The 13,348-nt window shown below is 73.9% G+C and carries 17 protein-coding genes; 3 read left to right on the forward strand and 14 right to left on the reverse strand.

The window, feature by feature from the left end; genetic code table 11:
- The first annotated feature begins 5 nt into the window (after positions 1 to 5).
- Positions 6 to 1,226: an ABC transporter ATP-binding protein gene (locus M0M48_RS00500; protein ID WP_257753972.1), complete on the forward strand. Its 1,221-nt coding sequence runs from the start codon at positions 6 to 8 to the stop codon at positions 1,224 to 1,226.
- Here the strand turns inward: M0M48_RS00500 and M0M48_RS00505 are convergent.
- On the reverse strand, positions 1,223 to 2,137 hold the full coding sequence (locus M0M48_RS00505) for an alpha/beta fold hydrolase (protein ID WP_257753973.1): 915 nt from the start codon (positions 2,135 to 2,137) through the stop codon (positions 1,223 to 1,225). The genes M0M48_RS00500 and M0M48_RS00505 overlap by 4 nt on opposite strands.
- A 57-nt stretch (positions 2,138 to 2,194) precedes the next feature.
- Here M0M48_RS00505 and M0M48_RS00510 point away from each other — a divergent pair, with 57 nt between their 5' ends.
- Complete coding sequence (locus M0M48_RS00510; protein ID WP_215813157.1) at positions 2,195 to 3,025, forward strand: alpha/beta fold hydrolase; 831 nt, start codon at positions 2,195 to 2,197, stop codon at positions 3,023 to 3,025.
- A 27-nt stretch (positions 3,026 to 3,052) separates the two neighbouring features.
- Here the strand turns inward: M0M48_RS00510 and M0M48_RS00515 are convergent, their stop codons facing one another.
- Complete coding sequence (locus M0M48_RS00515) at positions 3,053 to 3,784, reverse strand: DUF981 domain-containing protein (RefSeq protein WP_257753974.1); 732 nt, start codon at positions 3,782 to 3,784, stop codon at positions 3,053 to 3,055.
- A gap of 109 nt (positions 3,785 to 3,893) precedes the next feature.
- Between M0M48_RS00515 and M0M48_RS00520 the strand changes: the two genes are divergently transcribed.
- Positions 3,894 to 4,502, forward strand: coding sequence for a TetR/AcrR family transcriptional regulator (locus M0M48_RS00520; RefSeq protein WP_257753975.1), 609 nt, complete (start codon positions 3,894 to 3,896; stop codon positions 4,500 to 4,502).
- Here M0M48_RS00520 and glpX read toward each other — a convergent pair.
- The 12 genes from glpX to M0M48_RS00580 are packed head-to-tail and all read right to left on the reverse strand — an operon-like array spanning position 4,489 to position 13,317.
- On the reverse strand, positions 4,489 to 5,502 hold the full coding sequence (gene glpX / locus M0M48_RS00525) for a class II fructose-bisphosphatase (protein ID WP_215813154.1): 1,014 nt from the start codon (positions 5,500 to 5,502) through the stop codon (positions 4,489 to 4,491). The genes M0M48_RS00520 and glpX overlap by 14 nt on opposite strands.
- A gap of 25 nt (positions 5,503 to 5,527) precedes the next feature.
- Entirely contained in the window at positions 5,528 to 6,553 is a 1,026-nt protein-coding gene (locus M0M48_RS00530) for a sulfate/molybdate ABC transporter ATP-binding protein (RefSeq protein ID WP_257753976.1), read from the reverse strand.
- A 14-nt stretch (positions 6,554 to 6,567) separates the two neighbouring features.
- Positions 6,568 to 7,362 (reverse strand): ABC transporter permease, encoded by a 795-nt coding sequence (locus tag M0M48_RS00535; RefSeq protein ID WP_257753977.1) that lies wholly within the window; start codon positions 7,360 to 7,362, stop codon positions 6,568 to 6,570.
- Positions 7,359 to 8,150: a molybdate ABC transporter substrate-binding protein gene (modA, locus tag M0M48_RS00540; protein ID WP_257753978.1), complete on the reverse strand. Its 792-nt coding sequence runs from the start codon at positions 8,148 to 8,150 to the stop codon at positions 7,359 to 7,361. The genes M0M48_RS00535 and modA overlap by 4 nt, the downstream gene beginning before the upstream one ends.
- The gene (locus M0M48_RS00545) at positions 8,150 to 8,566 is read right to left on the reverse strand and encodes a TOBE domain-containing protein (protein WP_215813151.1); all 417 of its coding nucleotides are present in this window, start codon (positions 8,564 to 8,566) and stop codon (positions 8,150 to 8,152) included. Before M0M48_RS00545 ends, modA begins: the two co-directional genes overlap by 1 nt.
- A gap of 57 nt (positions 8,567 to 8,623) precedes the next feature.
- Entirely contained in the window at positions 8,624 to 9,028 is a 405-nt protein-coding gene (locus M0M48_RS00550; protein ID WP_257753979.1) for a hypothetical protein, read from the reverse strand.
- Positions 9,028 to 9,402, reverse strand: coding sequence for a TOBE domain-containing protein (locus tag M0M48_RS00555; RefSeq protein ID WP_257753980.1), 375 nt, complete (start codon positions 9,400 to 9,402; stop codon positions 9,028 to 9,030). Before M0M48_RS00555 ends, M0M48_RS00550 begins: the two co-directional genes overlap by 1 nt.
- Positions 9,403 to 9,412: 10 nt before the next feature.
- On the reverse strand, positions 9,413 to 10,369 hold the full coding sequence (locus M0M48_RS00560; protein WP_257753981.1) for an ABC transporter ATP-binding protein: 957 nt from the start codon (positions 10,367 to 10,369) through the stop codon (positions 9,413 to 9,415).
- Positions 10,366 to 11,085, reverse strand: coding sequence for an ABC transporter permease (locus tag M0M48_RS00565; protein ID WP_215813147.1), 720 nt, complete (start codon positions 11,083 to 11,085; stop codon positions 10,366 to 10,368). Before M0M48_RS00565 ends, M0M48_RS00560 begins: the two co-directional genes overlap by 4 nt.
- Positions 11,082 to 11,426 carry a DUF2149 domain-containing protein gene (locus M0M48_RS00570; RefSeq protein ID WP_215813146.1) on the reverse strand — a complete coding sequence of 115 codons (345 nt, stop codon included), beginning with the start codon at positions 11,424 to 11,426 and terminating at the stop codon, positions 11,082 to 11,084. Before M0M48_RS00570 ends, M0M48_RS00565 begins: the two co-directional genes overlap by 4 nt.
- Positions 11,423 to 12,079 carry a MotA/TolQ/ExbB proton channel family protein gene (locus M0M48_RS00575; RefSeq protein ID WP_257753982.1) on the reverse strand — a complete coding sequence of 219 codons (657 nt, stop codon included), beginning with the start codon at positions 12,077 to 12,079 and terminating at the stop codon, positions 11,423 to 11,425. Before M0M48_RS00575 ends, M0M48_RS00570 begins: the two co-directional genes overlap by 4 nt.
- A complete protein-coding gene (locus tag M0M48_RS00580; RefSeq protein ID WP_257753983.1) occupies positions 12,076 to 13,317 on the reverse strand; it encodes a hypothetical protein in 1,242 nt (413 codons plus the stop codon). Before M0M48_RS00580 ends, M0M48_RS00575 begins: the two co-directional genes overlap by 4 nt.
- Between the last annotated feature and the right edge of the window lie 31 nt (positions 13,318 to 13,348).

A 13,348-nucleotide genomic window follows, 5' to 3' on the forward strand; every position in this document is an offset into this window, starting at 1 on the left:
TTCCCATGGCCGGCATCACGATGGACCACATCGTCAAGAAGTACGGCGACGGCTTTCCCGCCGTGAACGACGTCTCGATCGACGTCGCCGACGGCGAGTTCATGATCCTCGTCGGGCCCTCGGGCTGCGGGAAGTCCACGCTGCTGCGGATGATCGTCGGGCTGGAGGACATCACCTCCGGCGACATGATCATCGGGGAGCGCCGGGTCAACGACCTGGCGCCGCGCGAGCGCAACCTCGCGATGGTCTTCCAGAACTACGCGCTCTACCCGCACCTGACGGTCTACGAGAACATCGCCTTCCCGCTGCGCCTGGCCAAGATGCCCGACAGCGAGGTCGACCGGCTGGTGCGCGACGCGGCCGACACTCTCGAGCTCAACGAGCACCTGGAGCGCAAGCCCGGCAACCTGTCCGGTGGCCAGCGTCAGCGCGTCGCGATGGGACGGGCGATCGTCCGCCAGGCCGACGCCTTCCTCTTCGACGAGCCGCTGTCGAACCTCGATGCCAAGCTGCGCGGCCAGATGCGCACCGAGATCGCCCGGCTCCAGAAGCGGCTCGGCATCACGACCGTCTACGTCACCCACGACCAGACCGAGGCGATGACGCTCGGCGACCGGGTCGCCGTCCTCAAGCGGGGACTGCTGCAGCAGCTCGCGACCCCGCGCGAGCTCTACGAGAACCCGGGCAACCTGTTCGTGGCCGGCTTCATCGGCTCGCCGCCGATGAACTTCATGCCCGCCACCGTCGAGGGGACGCGGGTGCAGCTGCCGTTCGGCACCGTCGAGATCCCCGCCGACCGGGCCGAGCGGGCCGCCGGGCGCGGCCTGCTCATCGCGGGCATCCGGCCCGAGCACTTCGAGGACGCCTCGCTCGCCGACGCCGAGGGGCGGACCGGCTCGACGTTCCGGGCCACCGTCGACGTCGTGGAGTGGCTGGGCAACGAGACCTACGCCTACATCCCGTTCGAGTCGCCCGACGAGGTCAAGCAGCAGCTGCTCCAGCTCGAGAAGGACCTCGACGGCGAGGCCCTGCGCACCCAGCTTGTGGTCTCGCTCGACGGCGCGAGCCGGATCGCCGAGGGCCAGGAGGCCGAGATCTGGGTCGACGGACGCCGGATGCACCTCTTCGACCCGGCCACCGGCGAGAACCTCACCGTCGACCACGAGCGGGCCGGGCGGATCCCGGGCGCCGAGGTGGCGGCGGCGGATCCCGCGGCGGCGTCCTAGGGCCGGCGGCCGGCGCGGTCCGCCGTACGACGGATCGCGCGGACGAACGTCGGGAACAGCGGCGCCGGCAGGTCGTGCCCCCAACCGGGCACCAGCACGACCTCCGCGCCGCGGATCGCGGCCGCGGTCGCGCGCCCGCCGGACACGTGCACCATCTTGTCGGCCAGGCCGTGCAGCACCGTCGTCGGCGCAGTGATCTCGCCCAGACGGCGGGTGCGGTCGGGCTGGGTGAGGACGGCGAGCATCTGGCGCACCACACCGGCCTCGTCGACCCCGCGGTCCCAGGTCTCGCCCGCGCGTGCGCGCAGGTCCGCCTCGTCGACCGGGAAGCCGGGGGAGCCGATGATGGCCCAGACGAGCAGCGCTCGTCGTACGTAGGCCTCCTTGCCGGGCCCCCGCCGCGCCGCCAGCGTCGGCAGCAGCGCCGGGCTCTGCCACCCGACCCCACGCCGCCCGGTCGTCGACATGATGCTCACCAGGCTGAGCACCCGCTCGGGCGCGTCGAGCGCCATCGTCTGGGCGATCATGCCGCCCATCGAGACCCCCGCGACGTGCGCCGCGGGCAGCCCGAGGTGGTCGAGCAGCCCGAGGGCGTCGCCGGCCAGGTCCCCGATCGAGTACGGCGCCGGCGCCGGCGCCCCGACGAAGGCCCGCGCCAGGCGTCCGGTGGTCACCCGTCCGGTCATCCGGGTCGAGCGCCCGGTGTCGCGGTTGTCGTAGCGGATCACGTAGAACCCCGCCTCGGCGAGCCGCACGCACAGCTCCCGCGGCCACCACGTCATCGGACCGCCCAGCCCCATGACGAGCAGCAGCGGCTCGGCGTCGGGATCGCCGAACGTCTGGTAGCAGAGCTCGATGCCGTTGCTCAGCGGGGCCAGCAGCTCGTCCGAGACCGTGGTTGCGGGAGACATGCTCCCAGTGTGCCCAATTGCGAGTAGTTGCCCTTTCAACTGGGTAACGTCTGTGACGTGAGCAACACGTTGGCGCCCTGGCTGCTGCCCGACGGCTACGGCCGTCCGGCGCTGGCCGCGCTGCTGCGCGAGGGCAGTCTGGTGACCGAGGCGGGGCGCTACGCCGCCCGCCGGACCGTGACCCACCACGCGCGTCGTCGTACTCCCTATGCGGAGCGGGCGGCGGCGCGGGCGGCCGAGCCGGTGCTGCTGGTGCCGGGCTTCCTGGCCGGCGACTGGACGCTCACGGCGATGGCCGCCGAGCTGCGGGCGCGGGGGTTCCGGACCTACCGGTCCCAGATCCACGCCAACATCGGCTGCACGCTCAGCTCGGCGCTGCTGCTGGAGGCGCGCATCGAGCAGATCGCCGAGCGCCGCGACGCCCGGGTCCGGATCGTCGGGCACAGCCTCGGCGGGATGATCGCCCGCGGTCTCGCCGCGCGCCGCCCGGACCTGGTCTCGGGCATCGTCACGATGGGCAGCCCGATGCGGGCGCCGGCCGCGCACCACGCGGTGCTGACCCGGGGGGTCCGGGTCCTCAACCGGCTCTCGGATGCCGGGGTGCCCGGCCTGATGTCGGCCGACTGCGTCGCGGGGGAGTGCGCCCACCTGAGCTTCACCGAGTCGCAGGAGCCGCTGCGGGCCGACGTGGCGATGACCAACATCTACTCGCGCCGCGACGGGATCGTCGACTGGAAGGCCTGCCGCGACCCGCAGGGCGAGGCGGTCGAGGTCCGGGCCTCGCACATCGGCATGGCCGTCGACCCGCGGGTCATCGACGCCGTCGCCACAGCGCTGAGCGCCCCACCCGCCGGGGTCTCCGTGCGGATGGGGCGCGACTCGGCCTGAGCCCGGGGCTCGAGCCGGGGGCTCGGGTCACATCGTGTTGACGATGAGCCCGATGTGGGTGAAGAAGTTCATCGCGCCGAACAGCAGGAACAGCACGCCCGAGACGGTCCACAGCCAGCCGGTGATCCGGGCCCAGACGCCCGCCGTACCGGTGCTGCGCAGGCGGTTGACCAGAAAGGCGAAGGCGAGGGCGCCGAGGCCGACGATGCCGATCAGGCCCGACATGAAGATCGCCTCGACCAGCGGGTAGTCCGCGAACTCGCCCGAGATGGGCTCCTGCGGGGGAGCGGCGAACAGCTGGTACTTGATGCCGGCCACCGCGATGGCGAGCAGGCTGAGGCCCAGGCCGCCGACGAAGACGGTGATCGGCTGGGCGACGCGCGCCAGCTTCTCGACCGGCTTGCTGGCCGCCAGCGCGGTCGCGCCGCGCTTCCACAGGTAGAGCGCCGCGCCGAGCAGCAGGACGCCGAACCCGAGGCTCGTCTCGCCGAAGATGATGTTGTCGAACGGGAATCCGCCGGCGGCGAGCGGCCAGGTCAGCGTCATGTGCAGACCGGTCGCGGTCAGGATGCCGCCGAGGATGCCGAAGGTGAGTGCCCAGCCGTCGGTCTCGACCTCCTGGGGGGAGGTGAGGAGCTGGCGGCCCAGCATCACCAGTCCGACCAGGGCGGCGCCGACGGCGACGGCCATGATCGTGTTGTAGGTGGGCATGTTCGCCCAGTCGATCTTCAGGCCCTCCTGGGCCACCAGGGTGTTCATCGTGCTGCACCTCGAGTCCAACCGTGGGGCCGGATCTCGGCCCTCGGTAGCCAGAACCTATACGCGCGTTTAGTTATTCCGGCTGTGGGGTCGCCCGTAGGGTGGCGCCGTGGCCACCGCACCCCGTCCCACGGCCCGCGCGCGCAGCGCGCAGCGCCAGCAGGCGATGGTCGACGCCGCCGCCCGCCTCTTGATCGAGGAGGGACCGGACGCGGTCACCCACCGCAAGGTCGCCGCCGCCGCGGGGGTGCCCGCCGGCTCGGCGGGCTACTACTTCCCGACCCGCCAGGAGCTCTACGCCGCCGCGGTCGCCGCGGCCGAGCAGGTCCGCTCGGCGGGCGCTGCCGAGCGGGCGGCCGCGCTGCCCCGGCGCCGCCGGTCGGCGACCGCGACCGCCGCCCTGCTGCTGGAGGTGCTCTACGCGCCCGCGCTCGACCGCGCGGTCGTCACCCGTCGCCTCCAGCCCATGCTGGAGGCGACGTCGGACCCCGAGCTGCGCCCGATCATGGCCGCCTCGCGGCCCGCCCTCCTGGACGCGCTGCGCGAGACGCTCGACCGGTGCGGCTGGGGAGCCGTCGGGGCGAGCGCGGACTTCGACCTCGTCGTACGGATGCTCGACGCGGCGCTGCTGTACGGCGCCGCCGCCGGCGACGAGGATCCCGTCGCCGACGCGGTGGCCGACGTCGCGCGCCTGCTGGAGCTGGTCAGTCGAAGTTGATCGCGCTGAAGCCGCGCAGCTTGGAGAGCTGGTGCTCGGACGTGATGGTCCGGATCGTGCCGCTGCGCGAGCGCATGACCAGCGACTGGGTCACGGCGCCGCCGCCGCGGTAGCGGACGCCGCGGACGAGCTCGCCGTCGGTGATGCCCGTGGCGACGAAGAAGCAGTCGTCACCGGTCACCAGGGTGTCGGTGGTGAGGATGTGGTCGGGGTCGAGGTTGTGGCCGGCGTCGATGGCGCGCTGGCGCTCCTCGTCGTCGGTGGGCCACAGCCGGCCCTGGATCGTGCCGCCCATGGCCTTCATGGCGCACGCGGCGATGATGCCCTCGGGCGTGCCGCCGATGCCGAGGAGCAGGTCGATGCCGGTGTCGGCGCGGGCGGCCATGATCGCGCCCGCGACGTCGCCGTCGGTGATGAACTTGATCCGGGCGCCGGTCGCGCGGATCTCCTCGACCAGCTTGTCGTGGCGCGGACGGTCGAGCAGGACGACGGTCACATCGGACGGGTTGGAGCCCTTGGCCTTGGCGACCTGGTGGATGTTCTCGGCGACGGGGTAGCGGATGTCGACCAGGTCGGCGGCCTCGGGGCCGGTGACGAGCTTCTCCATGTAGAAGACGGCGGAGGGGTCGTACATCGTGCCGCGCGGGGCGACGGCCAGGACGGCGACCGCGTTGGCCATGCCCTTGGCGGTCAGCGTGGTCCCGTCGATCGGGTCGACGGCGACGTCGCACTCGGGGCCGGTGCCGTCGCCGACGGTCTCACCGTTGTAGAGCATGGGGGCGTTGTCCTTCTCGCCCTCGCCGATCACGACGGTGCCGTTCATGCTGACGGTCGAGATCATCACGCGCATCGCCTGGACGGCGACGCCGTCGGCGCCGTTCTTGTCACCACGGCCGACCCACCGCCCGGCTGCCATGGCGGCCGCCTCGGTGACCCTCACCAGCTCGAGAGCGAGGTTGCGGTCGGGGGCGGGCGGCTCCACGGCGAGGGCGTCGTTCATAGGGCGAACCCTATCGGTCGCTTTCTCACTGGGCGTACACGTCGACTTCGGTCGCCTTGACGACGAACGTCGCGCCGGTGCCCGGTGCGAGTCCCAGCTCGGCGACCGAGGCCACCGTGACGTCCGCCGCGAGCTCGCCCGCGCGCACCCGGACGACATCCCCCAGCGGCTCGAGCTCGGTCACCACGACGGCCAGGGCGTTGCGCGGGCTGCCGCCGGGCGGCTCCCGGTGCACGGCGACCGCGGAGGGGCGGAAGACCGCCACCGCGGGGGCGCCGGGGGCGGGATGGTCGCCGGTCGCGGCGGTGCCGTGCAGGAGCAGGCCGTCCGGACGTCGTACGCCGTCGGGGGTGGCGACGCCGGAGACCAGGTTGAGCCCCGCGAACCGTGCCGCGAAGGCGCTGCGCGGCCGGGAGAGCACCTCGCTGGTCGGTCCCTGCTCGGCCACCCGCCCGTCCTCGACCACGACCACCCGGTCGGCGAGCAGCAGCGCGTCGAGCACGTGGTGGGTGACGATGACGGCCGTGCGGTCGGCGAGGACACGGCGCAGGAGCGTCCGCAGCGCCGGGGCGACCGCCACGTCGAGCGCCGCCATCGGCTCGTCGAGCAGCAGCAGGCGGGGGTCCGCGGCGAGCGCCCGGGCGACCGCGACGCGCTGCGCCTGGCCGCCGGAGAGCTGGGCCGGCTTGCGGCCGGCGAGGTCGGCGGCGTCGACCTCGGCGAGCCAGTGCTCGGCGGCGGCGCGGGCCGCGCGGCGTCCGGTCCCGGTGCTGCGCGGGCCGAAGGCGACGTTCTCCAGCACCGTCAGGTGGGGGAACAGCAGCGGGTCCTGCGCCAGCAGCGCCGTACGACGCGCGTGCGGCGCGACCCAGCGCCCGGGGCCGGTGAGCTCCTCGCTGTCGAGCACGATCCGCCCGGCGTCGGGGCGCAGCAGGCCGCCGAGGACCGAGAGCGTCGTGGACTTGCCGGCGCCGTTGGGGCCCAGCAGCGCGACGGTCTCGCCGTCCGCGATCTCGAAGCTGACGTTGACGTCACGTTCAGCGACGGTCACGTCCACCAGCGCGCTCACAACGCACCCCGCGGCCGGACCAGGCCGATCACCAGCACGGCGACGGCGACCAGGACCAGCGACATCGCCACGGCGGCGTCGGCATCGGTGACCCGGAGGTTGTAGATGAGCAGCGGCAGCGTGCGGGTGGTGCCCTCCAGGCTGCCGGCGAAGGTGATGGTGGCGCCGAATTCACCCAGGGAGCGGGCGAACGCGAGCACGGCGCCCGAGGCCAGGCCCGGGAGCACGAGCGGCAGCGTGACCCGGCGCAGCACCGTCGTGGGGCGGGCGCCGAGCGAGGCCGCCACGACGTCGTACCGCTCGCCGGCGGTGCGCAGGGCGCCTTCCAGGCTGACCACGAGGAAGGGAAGCGACACGAACGTCTGGGCGAGGACGACGGCGACGGTGCTGAACGCGATCTTGATCCCGAGCGCCTCGAGCTCGGAGCCGAGCAGGCCCTGGCGGCCGAACGCGGACAGCAGGGCGATGCCGCCGACGACGGGCGGCAGCACGAGCGGGAGCAGCACGAGCGAGCGCAGCACCCCCAGCCAGCGGGCCTCGCTCCGGGCGAGGACCGTGGCCAGGGGGATGCCGAGCACCAGGCAGAGCAGGGTGCTGGCGGTCGACGTACGGATGCTGAGCCAGAGGGCCGAGCGGGCCCCCTCGGACGTGATCAGCGAGAGGAAGTCGCCCCACGCGATCCGCGTCGTCATCGAGGCGACCGGCAGCACCACGAACACGGCGGCCAGCAGCGCCGGCCCGAAGAGCCAGCGCGGCAGGCCGACGTGCCGGGTGCGCCCGCCGCGACTCACGGGGTGGGCGCGCCGAAGCCGGCCTGCTCGAAGACCTTCTGACCCTCACCGAGGACGAGCTCGATCCACTGCTGCGCGAGGTCGGCGTGCTGGGCGTCCTTGACCACGACGATCGGGTAGTGGTTGACGATGTCGGCCGCCTCGGGGAACTCGATGCCCTGGACCTTGTCGCCGGCCGCGGTCACGTCGGTGACGTAGACCAGGCCGGCGTCGGCCTCGCCGGACTCGACCTTGGCGAGGACGTCGGTCACCGACTGCTCCTCGCTGACCGGCTTGAAGTCCAGCCCGGCCGCCTCGGCGACCTTGGCCGACGCGCTGCCGCACGGGACCTCGGGCTGGCACAGCACCAGGTTGACGTCCTTCTTGGTCAGGTCGGCGAGACCCTTGATGCCGGCAGGGTTGCCCGGCGGGACCGCGATCATGAGCGTGTTGGTCGCGAACTCCTGGGGCTCGCCCGCGGTGAGACCGGCGGCGACGAGCTTGTCCATGTTGGCGGTGTCGGCCGAGGCGAACACGTCGGCCGAGGCGCCCTCGGTGATCTGCGCGACCAGGTCGGAGGAGCCGCCGAACGACAGCTTGACGTCGACGTCGGAGTGCGCGGCCTCGTAGGTCTTCTCCAGCTCCTCGAACGTCTTGGTCAGCGACGCGGCGGCGAACACGGTGAGCTCGGTCTTGCCGCCGCTCTTGGTGTCGCCCCCCTTGTCGCCGTCGTCACCGCAGGCGGCGAGGGGGAGGGCGAGCAGGACGGCGGCGCTCGCGGCGCCGAGCCGGAGCCAGGTGGTCTTCATCAGGACTGCTTCCTCGGGGAGACGGGTCGTTCGACGACGACGGTGGTGGACTTGACCGACGCGATCGCCCGGACGCCGGGCTCGAGGCCCAGCTCGGCCGCGGCCTCCGCGCTCATCAGCGACACGACCCGGTAGGGACCGCAGACCATCTCGACCTGGGCCATCACCGTGTCGGCGACGACCCGGGTGACGATCCCGGTCATCCGGTTGCGCGCGCTGACCTCACCCGAACGGGTGCGCGTGCGGTCGGCCTCGTCGACCAGCGACGCGGCCAGCACGGCGAGGTCCGGGCCGGGGATGACGGTGCGTCCGTCGACGGTCGCACTCGCGACCCGGCCGGCGTCGATCCAGCGGCGCACGGTGTCGGTGCTGACGCCGAGGAGGTCAGCCGCCTCGGAGACGCGATAGTCGGCCATGACACCACCCTGCCGCATCTGCGGCAGAAAAGCGCCACCGGGTGTTGCATCCGCTGCTCAGCAGTCGGCGCGGACTCCCTTGACGGCGGCCAGCAGTCCCTCGCGCGCCTCGGTCACCACGGCACCGTCGACCGGCCGGCCCTTGGTGCTGCGGCGGGCCTGGGCGAGCAGGTCGGCGACGGCCTGCTCGGCGTTCTCGAGCTGGGCCCGCTCGTCGCCGGACACGGTGGCCTTGGCCGCGCTCAGCGCGGTCTTGACCGCGGTGAGGGTACGCCGGGCGGTCGCCGGGTCCTCGCTGATCGTGGCGATGGCGTTCTCCGCCTGGCGCTGGGCGTCGTCGACCGCGGTCTGGGCGATCGCGCAGGTCGGGCTGAGCTGCTTGCGCTGCTCGTCGGTGCAGCCCGCGGCGAGGACGCCGAGGACCAGCGTGGCCGCCGCGAGGCGCGCCGTGCGTCGTCCCATCAGGCCTCGACGATCACGGTCGTCGACTTCACCACGGCGGTCGCCGGCTTGCCGGGCTCCAGGCCCAGGTCGTCGGCGGCCTCGCGGCTCATCAGCGAGACGATCCGGTAGTCACCGCACGCCAGCTCGACCTTGGCCATCACGCCGTCTCGCTCGACCGAGACGACGACGCCGGCGAGCCGGTTGCGGGCGCTGGAGGTGGCGGTGCGCCCGGTCAGCTTGGCGGTCAGCGCCGGCAGCTGGTCCGAGCGCAGCACGCGCTGGTTGTTCTGGCGCTCGAACACGACGCGGCCCTCGGACTCCCAACGGCGCAGCGTGTCGACGCTCACGCCCACTGCCTGGGCGACCTCACCGATGCGCAAGTACTCCGACACGTCGCTCATCCTAGGGCGCTCCCGTCGCCGCCGGGGCGGGGAACCGGACCGCGCCGTCGAGCCGGAACCGGACGGGGTCGCCGAGACCGACGCTCCCGGTCGGCCGGACGGTCCGCACGGCGCCGTGCGCTCCGGTGACCTCGATCCGGACGCCGTCCTGCTGGGGGACCAGCCGGGTGACGGTGCCGGTGAGCTCGCCGGCGGCGTCGAGGACGACGTGCGGGGGACGGGTCAGGACCAGCTCGTCGCCGAGGACCAGCTCGCCGTCGTACCCGAGGAAGCGGGCGACCTCGGCGCTCGGCGGGGCGGCGAGGAGCGCGTCCGGACCGCCCGCGGCGACGATCCGGCCCTCGATCATGACGACCAGCCGGGTCGCCAGCGCCCAGGCCTCCGCGCGGTCGTGGACGACGACGAGGACGCCGCCCGCCGCGGTGCGCAGCGCCGACCCCGTGTCCTCGCACAGCGCGGCGCGGGTCTCGGCGTCGAGGCCGGCGAACGGCTCGTCGAGGAGCAGCAGGTCGGGCCGGAGCGCGATCCCACGGGCGACGTGGACCCGGCGCCGCTCCCCGCCCGACAGGGTCGTCGCGTGGCGCCGGGCGAGGTGCGCGGCGCGCATCTGCTCCAGCGCCTCCATCGCCCGCGCCCGCCGCTGCGACCGCGGGACGCCCCACCAGGCGAGCGCGAGCTCGACGTTCGCGCGCACCGACCGGCTCGCCAGACCCGGGGCCTGCAACACGGAGGCGACGCGTCCGGTCCGCTCGACCCGGCCGCCGTGGGCGCGGACCACGCCGCCGACCGCTTCGAGCAGGCTGCTCTTGCCCGCGCCGTTCGGGCCGAGCACCGCCACGACCTCGCCGCGGTCCAGGGTCAGGTCGACGCCGTGGACGACGCTCGCCCGGCCGCGGCGTACCTGCAGGGCGTCGAGGGTGAGGAGCCGCTCGCCGCTCACGTCGACCATGTCGTTCATGTCGCCCGCCTCGGCGGTCCGGGCCGCCGCCGGCCGTACTGGAGCATGGTGAGCAGCGCGACCACGACGAGGATCAGGCCGAGCAGCACGATGCCGATCGCGATCGCCTCGGCCCAGTGCGCGGCGTTGACCCGCGCCAGCGTCGCGCTGGCCAGCGTCTGGGTCAGGCCGTCGATATTGCCGCCGACCAGGACGACGGCGCCGACCTCCGAGAGCCCCGAGCCGATGGCGGCGATGACCGCGGCGAGGATCCCGGTCCGCGCCTCGCGGGCCGCGAGCGCGCCGACCCGCAGCCGGCCCGCGCCGAACGCGCGGGCCTGGTCGAGCAGGCCGGGGGAGACGTCGCGCACCGCGGAGGCGCTGAGGGCCACGATGATCGGCAGTGCGAGAACCGTCTGGGCGACGTAGACGCCGTTGAGCGTGAACAGCAGGTGCAGGCGGCCCAGCGGCCCGACCGGGAACATGAGCAGGACCAGGAACAGCCCCACGATCACCGGCGGCAGGCCCAGCCCGGCGTTCGCGAGCACCAGCCCGACGCCGCGTCCGCGGAACCGGCCCAGCCCGAGCGCCAGCCCGATCGGCAGCCCGATCACGAAGGCGACGAGCGTCGGCAGCAGCGCCACCTTGAGCGTGGTCAGCGTCAGGTCGAGCAGCCACGGCTCGCGGCCGAGCACCAGGTCCCAGGCCTGGCCGAAGCCGTCGGTCCAGAAGTTCACGGAGTCGGTCCGGCGGAGGGCTTCGGGACGACGTAGACGAGGCGGCCGTCGTTGAGCCGGTAGACCTGGCCCACCTGCTCGCCCTGGCCGACCACCGACGGCGCATCGGTCGGTACGTCGGACACCTCCGCGTCCGGCGGCACCGTGATCGAGCCCGGGGGCGGCTGCTGGGCCGGTGCGCCGTCCTTGGTGAGGGTGTCGGCCAGGTTGAGCGAGGACAGCGCGGCGAGCAGGAAGCCGACCGACAGCACGATCCCGAGGTCGAACAGGTTGACCAGGCCGTCGAGCGGGTCGCCGGCCCGGTCCTCGTGGCGCCGGGCGCGCGGGTTGACCCGGATCACCGGACGGGCTCCTCGGCCGGGGCGGTCTGGTCCGCCGGGGCGGTGAGGATCGCGGCGACGTACTCGAGGTCGGAGAAGTCCTGGCCGTAGATCCGGTCCCGGGCCAGCGAGATCGCGAAGGCCCCCGCGCCGACCAGCAGGCCGAGCACGGTGATGCTGAACGCGAGGCGCAGGTTGTCCGAGAGCGCGGCGATGTCGCCGGCGGCCAGCCCTTCGAGTGCCGGCGAGAGGGGGATCAGCGTGCCCATCAGCCCGAGCGCCGGGCCGGTCCGCACCAGCAGCCGGGTCCGCCCGAGCCGGCGCTGCCGGCCGAAGTCGAAGTCGGCGAGCTGCTTGGCCATCCGTGCCTCGGCCCCCGGGGTCCCGGCGTCCCGCGCGAACGAGGCGAGCACCGCCCCCATCGCCGGGCTCCACGCGACGGCGCGCAGCGCCTGCGCCATCGCGTCCCGGTCGCCCGCGTCGAGCGCCCCGCGCGCCCGGTCCGCCGCCTGCACCAGCGCCGGCAGCCGGCGCTGCAGCCGCCGCGCCGTCTCGGCGGCGAACGAGCCCAGCTCGACCACCACCCACGCGAGCGAGGCGAGCGCGAGCACCACGACGGGGATCTCGAGCGCCTCCGAGGCCCGGAAGATCGTCTCGTAGAGCTGGTCCTTCATGAGGTGGCCTTCCTGGTGCGGAGTACGTCGCGCAGCTCTCCGGCCGCGCCGACGAGGACGAGGAGCCCCGCCAGCAGCGCGAACCACACGCCCGTGGCGATCCGGAACGGGTGCTTGGGCGGCACGACGGTCGAGCTGGTCGCCGGGCCCTCGGTGGGTGCGGGGGCGTCCGCGCCGCCGGTCGTCGTACCGGAGCTGAGGAGGAGGCCGCGGACGGTGCCGTCGTCGGGGTCGGGGTCAGGTGCGGGGGGCGGTGAGGTCGTCGCCGTGCCGGCGGGTTCGGTCGGTCCGGTCGGGCCCGGTGCGCCGTCGGTCCCGGTGCCTCCGGGGGTCGCGTGCCGGCCGCCCGGGGGGCCCTTGGACTCGCCGTTGCCGTCGCCCTTGCCGCCACCTCCGCCGGGTTGGACCGGGACGGTGGGGGTCTCGGTCGGGGGTGGTGCGTCCCCGACCGTGAAGGTCGCGAGGGCGCGGCCGTAGGAGTCGCGGTCGTCGGTGACGACCAGGCCGATCGTCCGGCCGCCCTTGGTCGTCCAGGTCGCCGATGCCGTCGCCGGGTTCTGCGGGTCGGCCGCGCCGGCGCTCCCGAGCTGCCAGCGGTAGGTGAGCCGCGACGGGTACGGCGCGCCCGGCACGTCGGCGCGGAACCGGACCTTCTGGCCGACGGCCGGGTGGGCCGGGGTCACCGTGATCTCCGGGGTGAGGACGCGGCCGGTGGTGCTGAGGGTCAGCTCGAGGGCGATCCGTCCTCCCGGCCGCAGGTCGTCGTCGCCGTTGACGTCGTCGGTGCCGGGGCGCAGGGGACGGATGTAGGAGACGGCGTCGGAGTCGGCGAGGTACACGACCGGTTCGAGGCCGTCGGCGAAGCCGCCGCTGCCTGCGGGGCCGAGGTCGGCCTTGCCGAGCGTGGAGATGTAGTCGTTCTGGGGGTGGGGGAGCTTCACGATCGTCACGTCCGACGGCTGCAGTCCGTCGAGTGCGGCGCCGGGCCGGGTCAGGTGCTCGATCAGGTCGCGGACCGGCAGCGCACTCGTGGCGGTCACCCGGTCCTCGACCGGGCCCCCGGGGACGCGACGGATGTCGTAGTCGGGGTTGTGCTCACCCGCCTCGGCCGCCCAGGCCCTGATGTCGCTGCCCGGCACCAGCACGGTCCGGCCCTCGGGCCCGGTCAGCGTGACGATCACGCACCCGTCGACGGCGCTGCCCGGGCAGGGCCCGGCGGCCGCCGGGTCCGCCGTCATGCCGACGAGCGACGCGGTCGCCCCCAGCCCG

It is taken from the genome of Pimelobacter simplex, from assembly GCF_024662235.1.
GTDB lineage: Bacteria > Actinomycetota > Actinomycetes > Propionibacteriales > Nocardioidaceae > Nocardioides.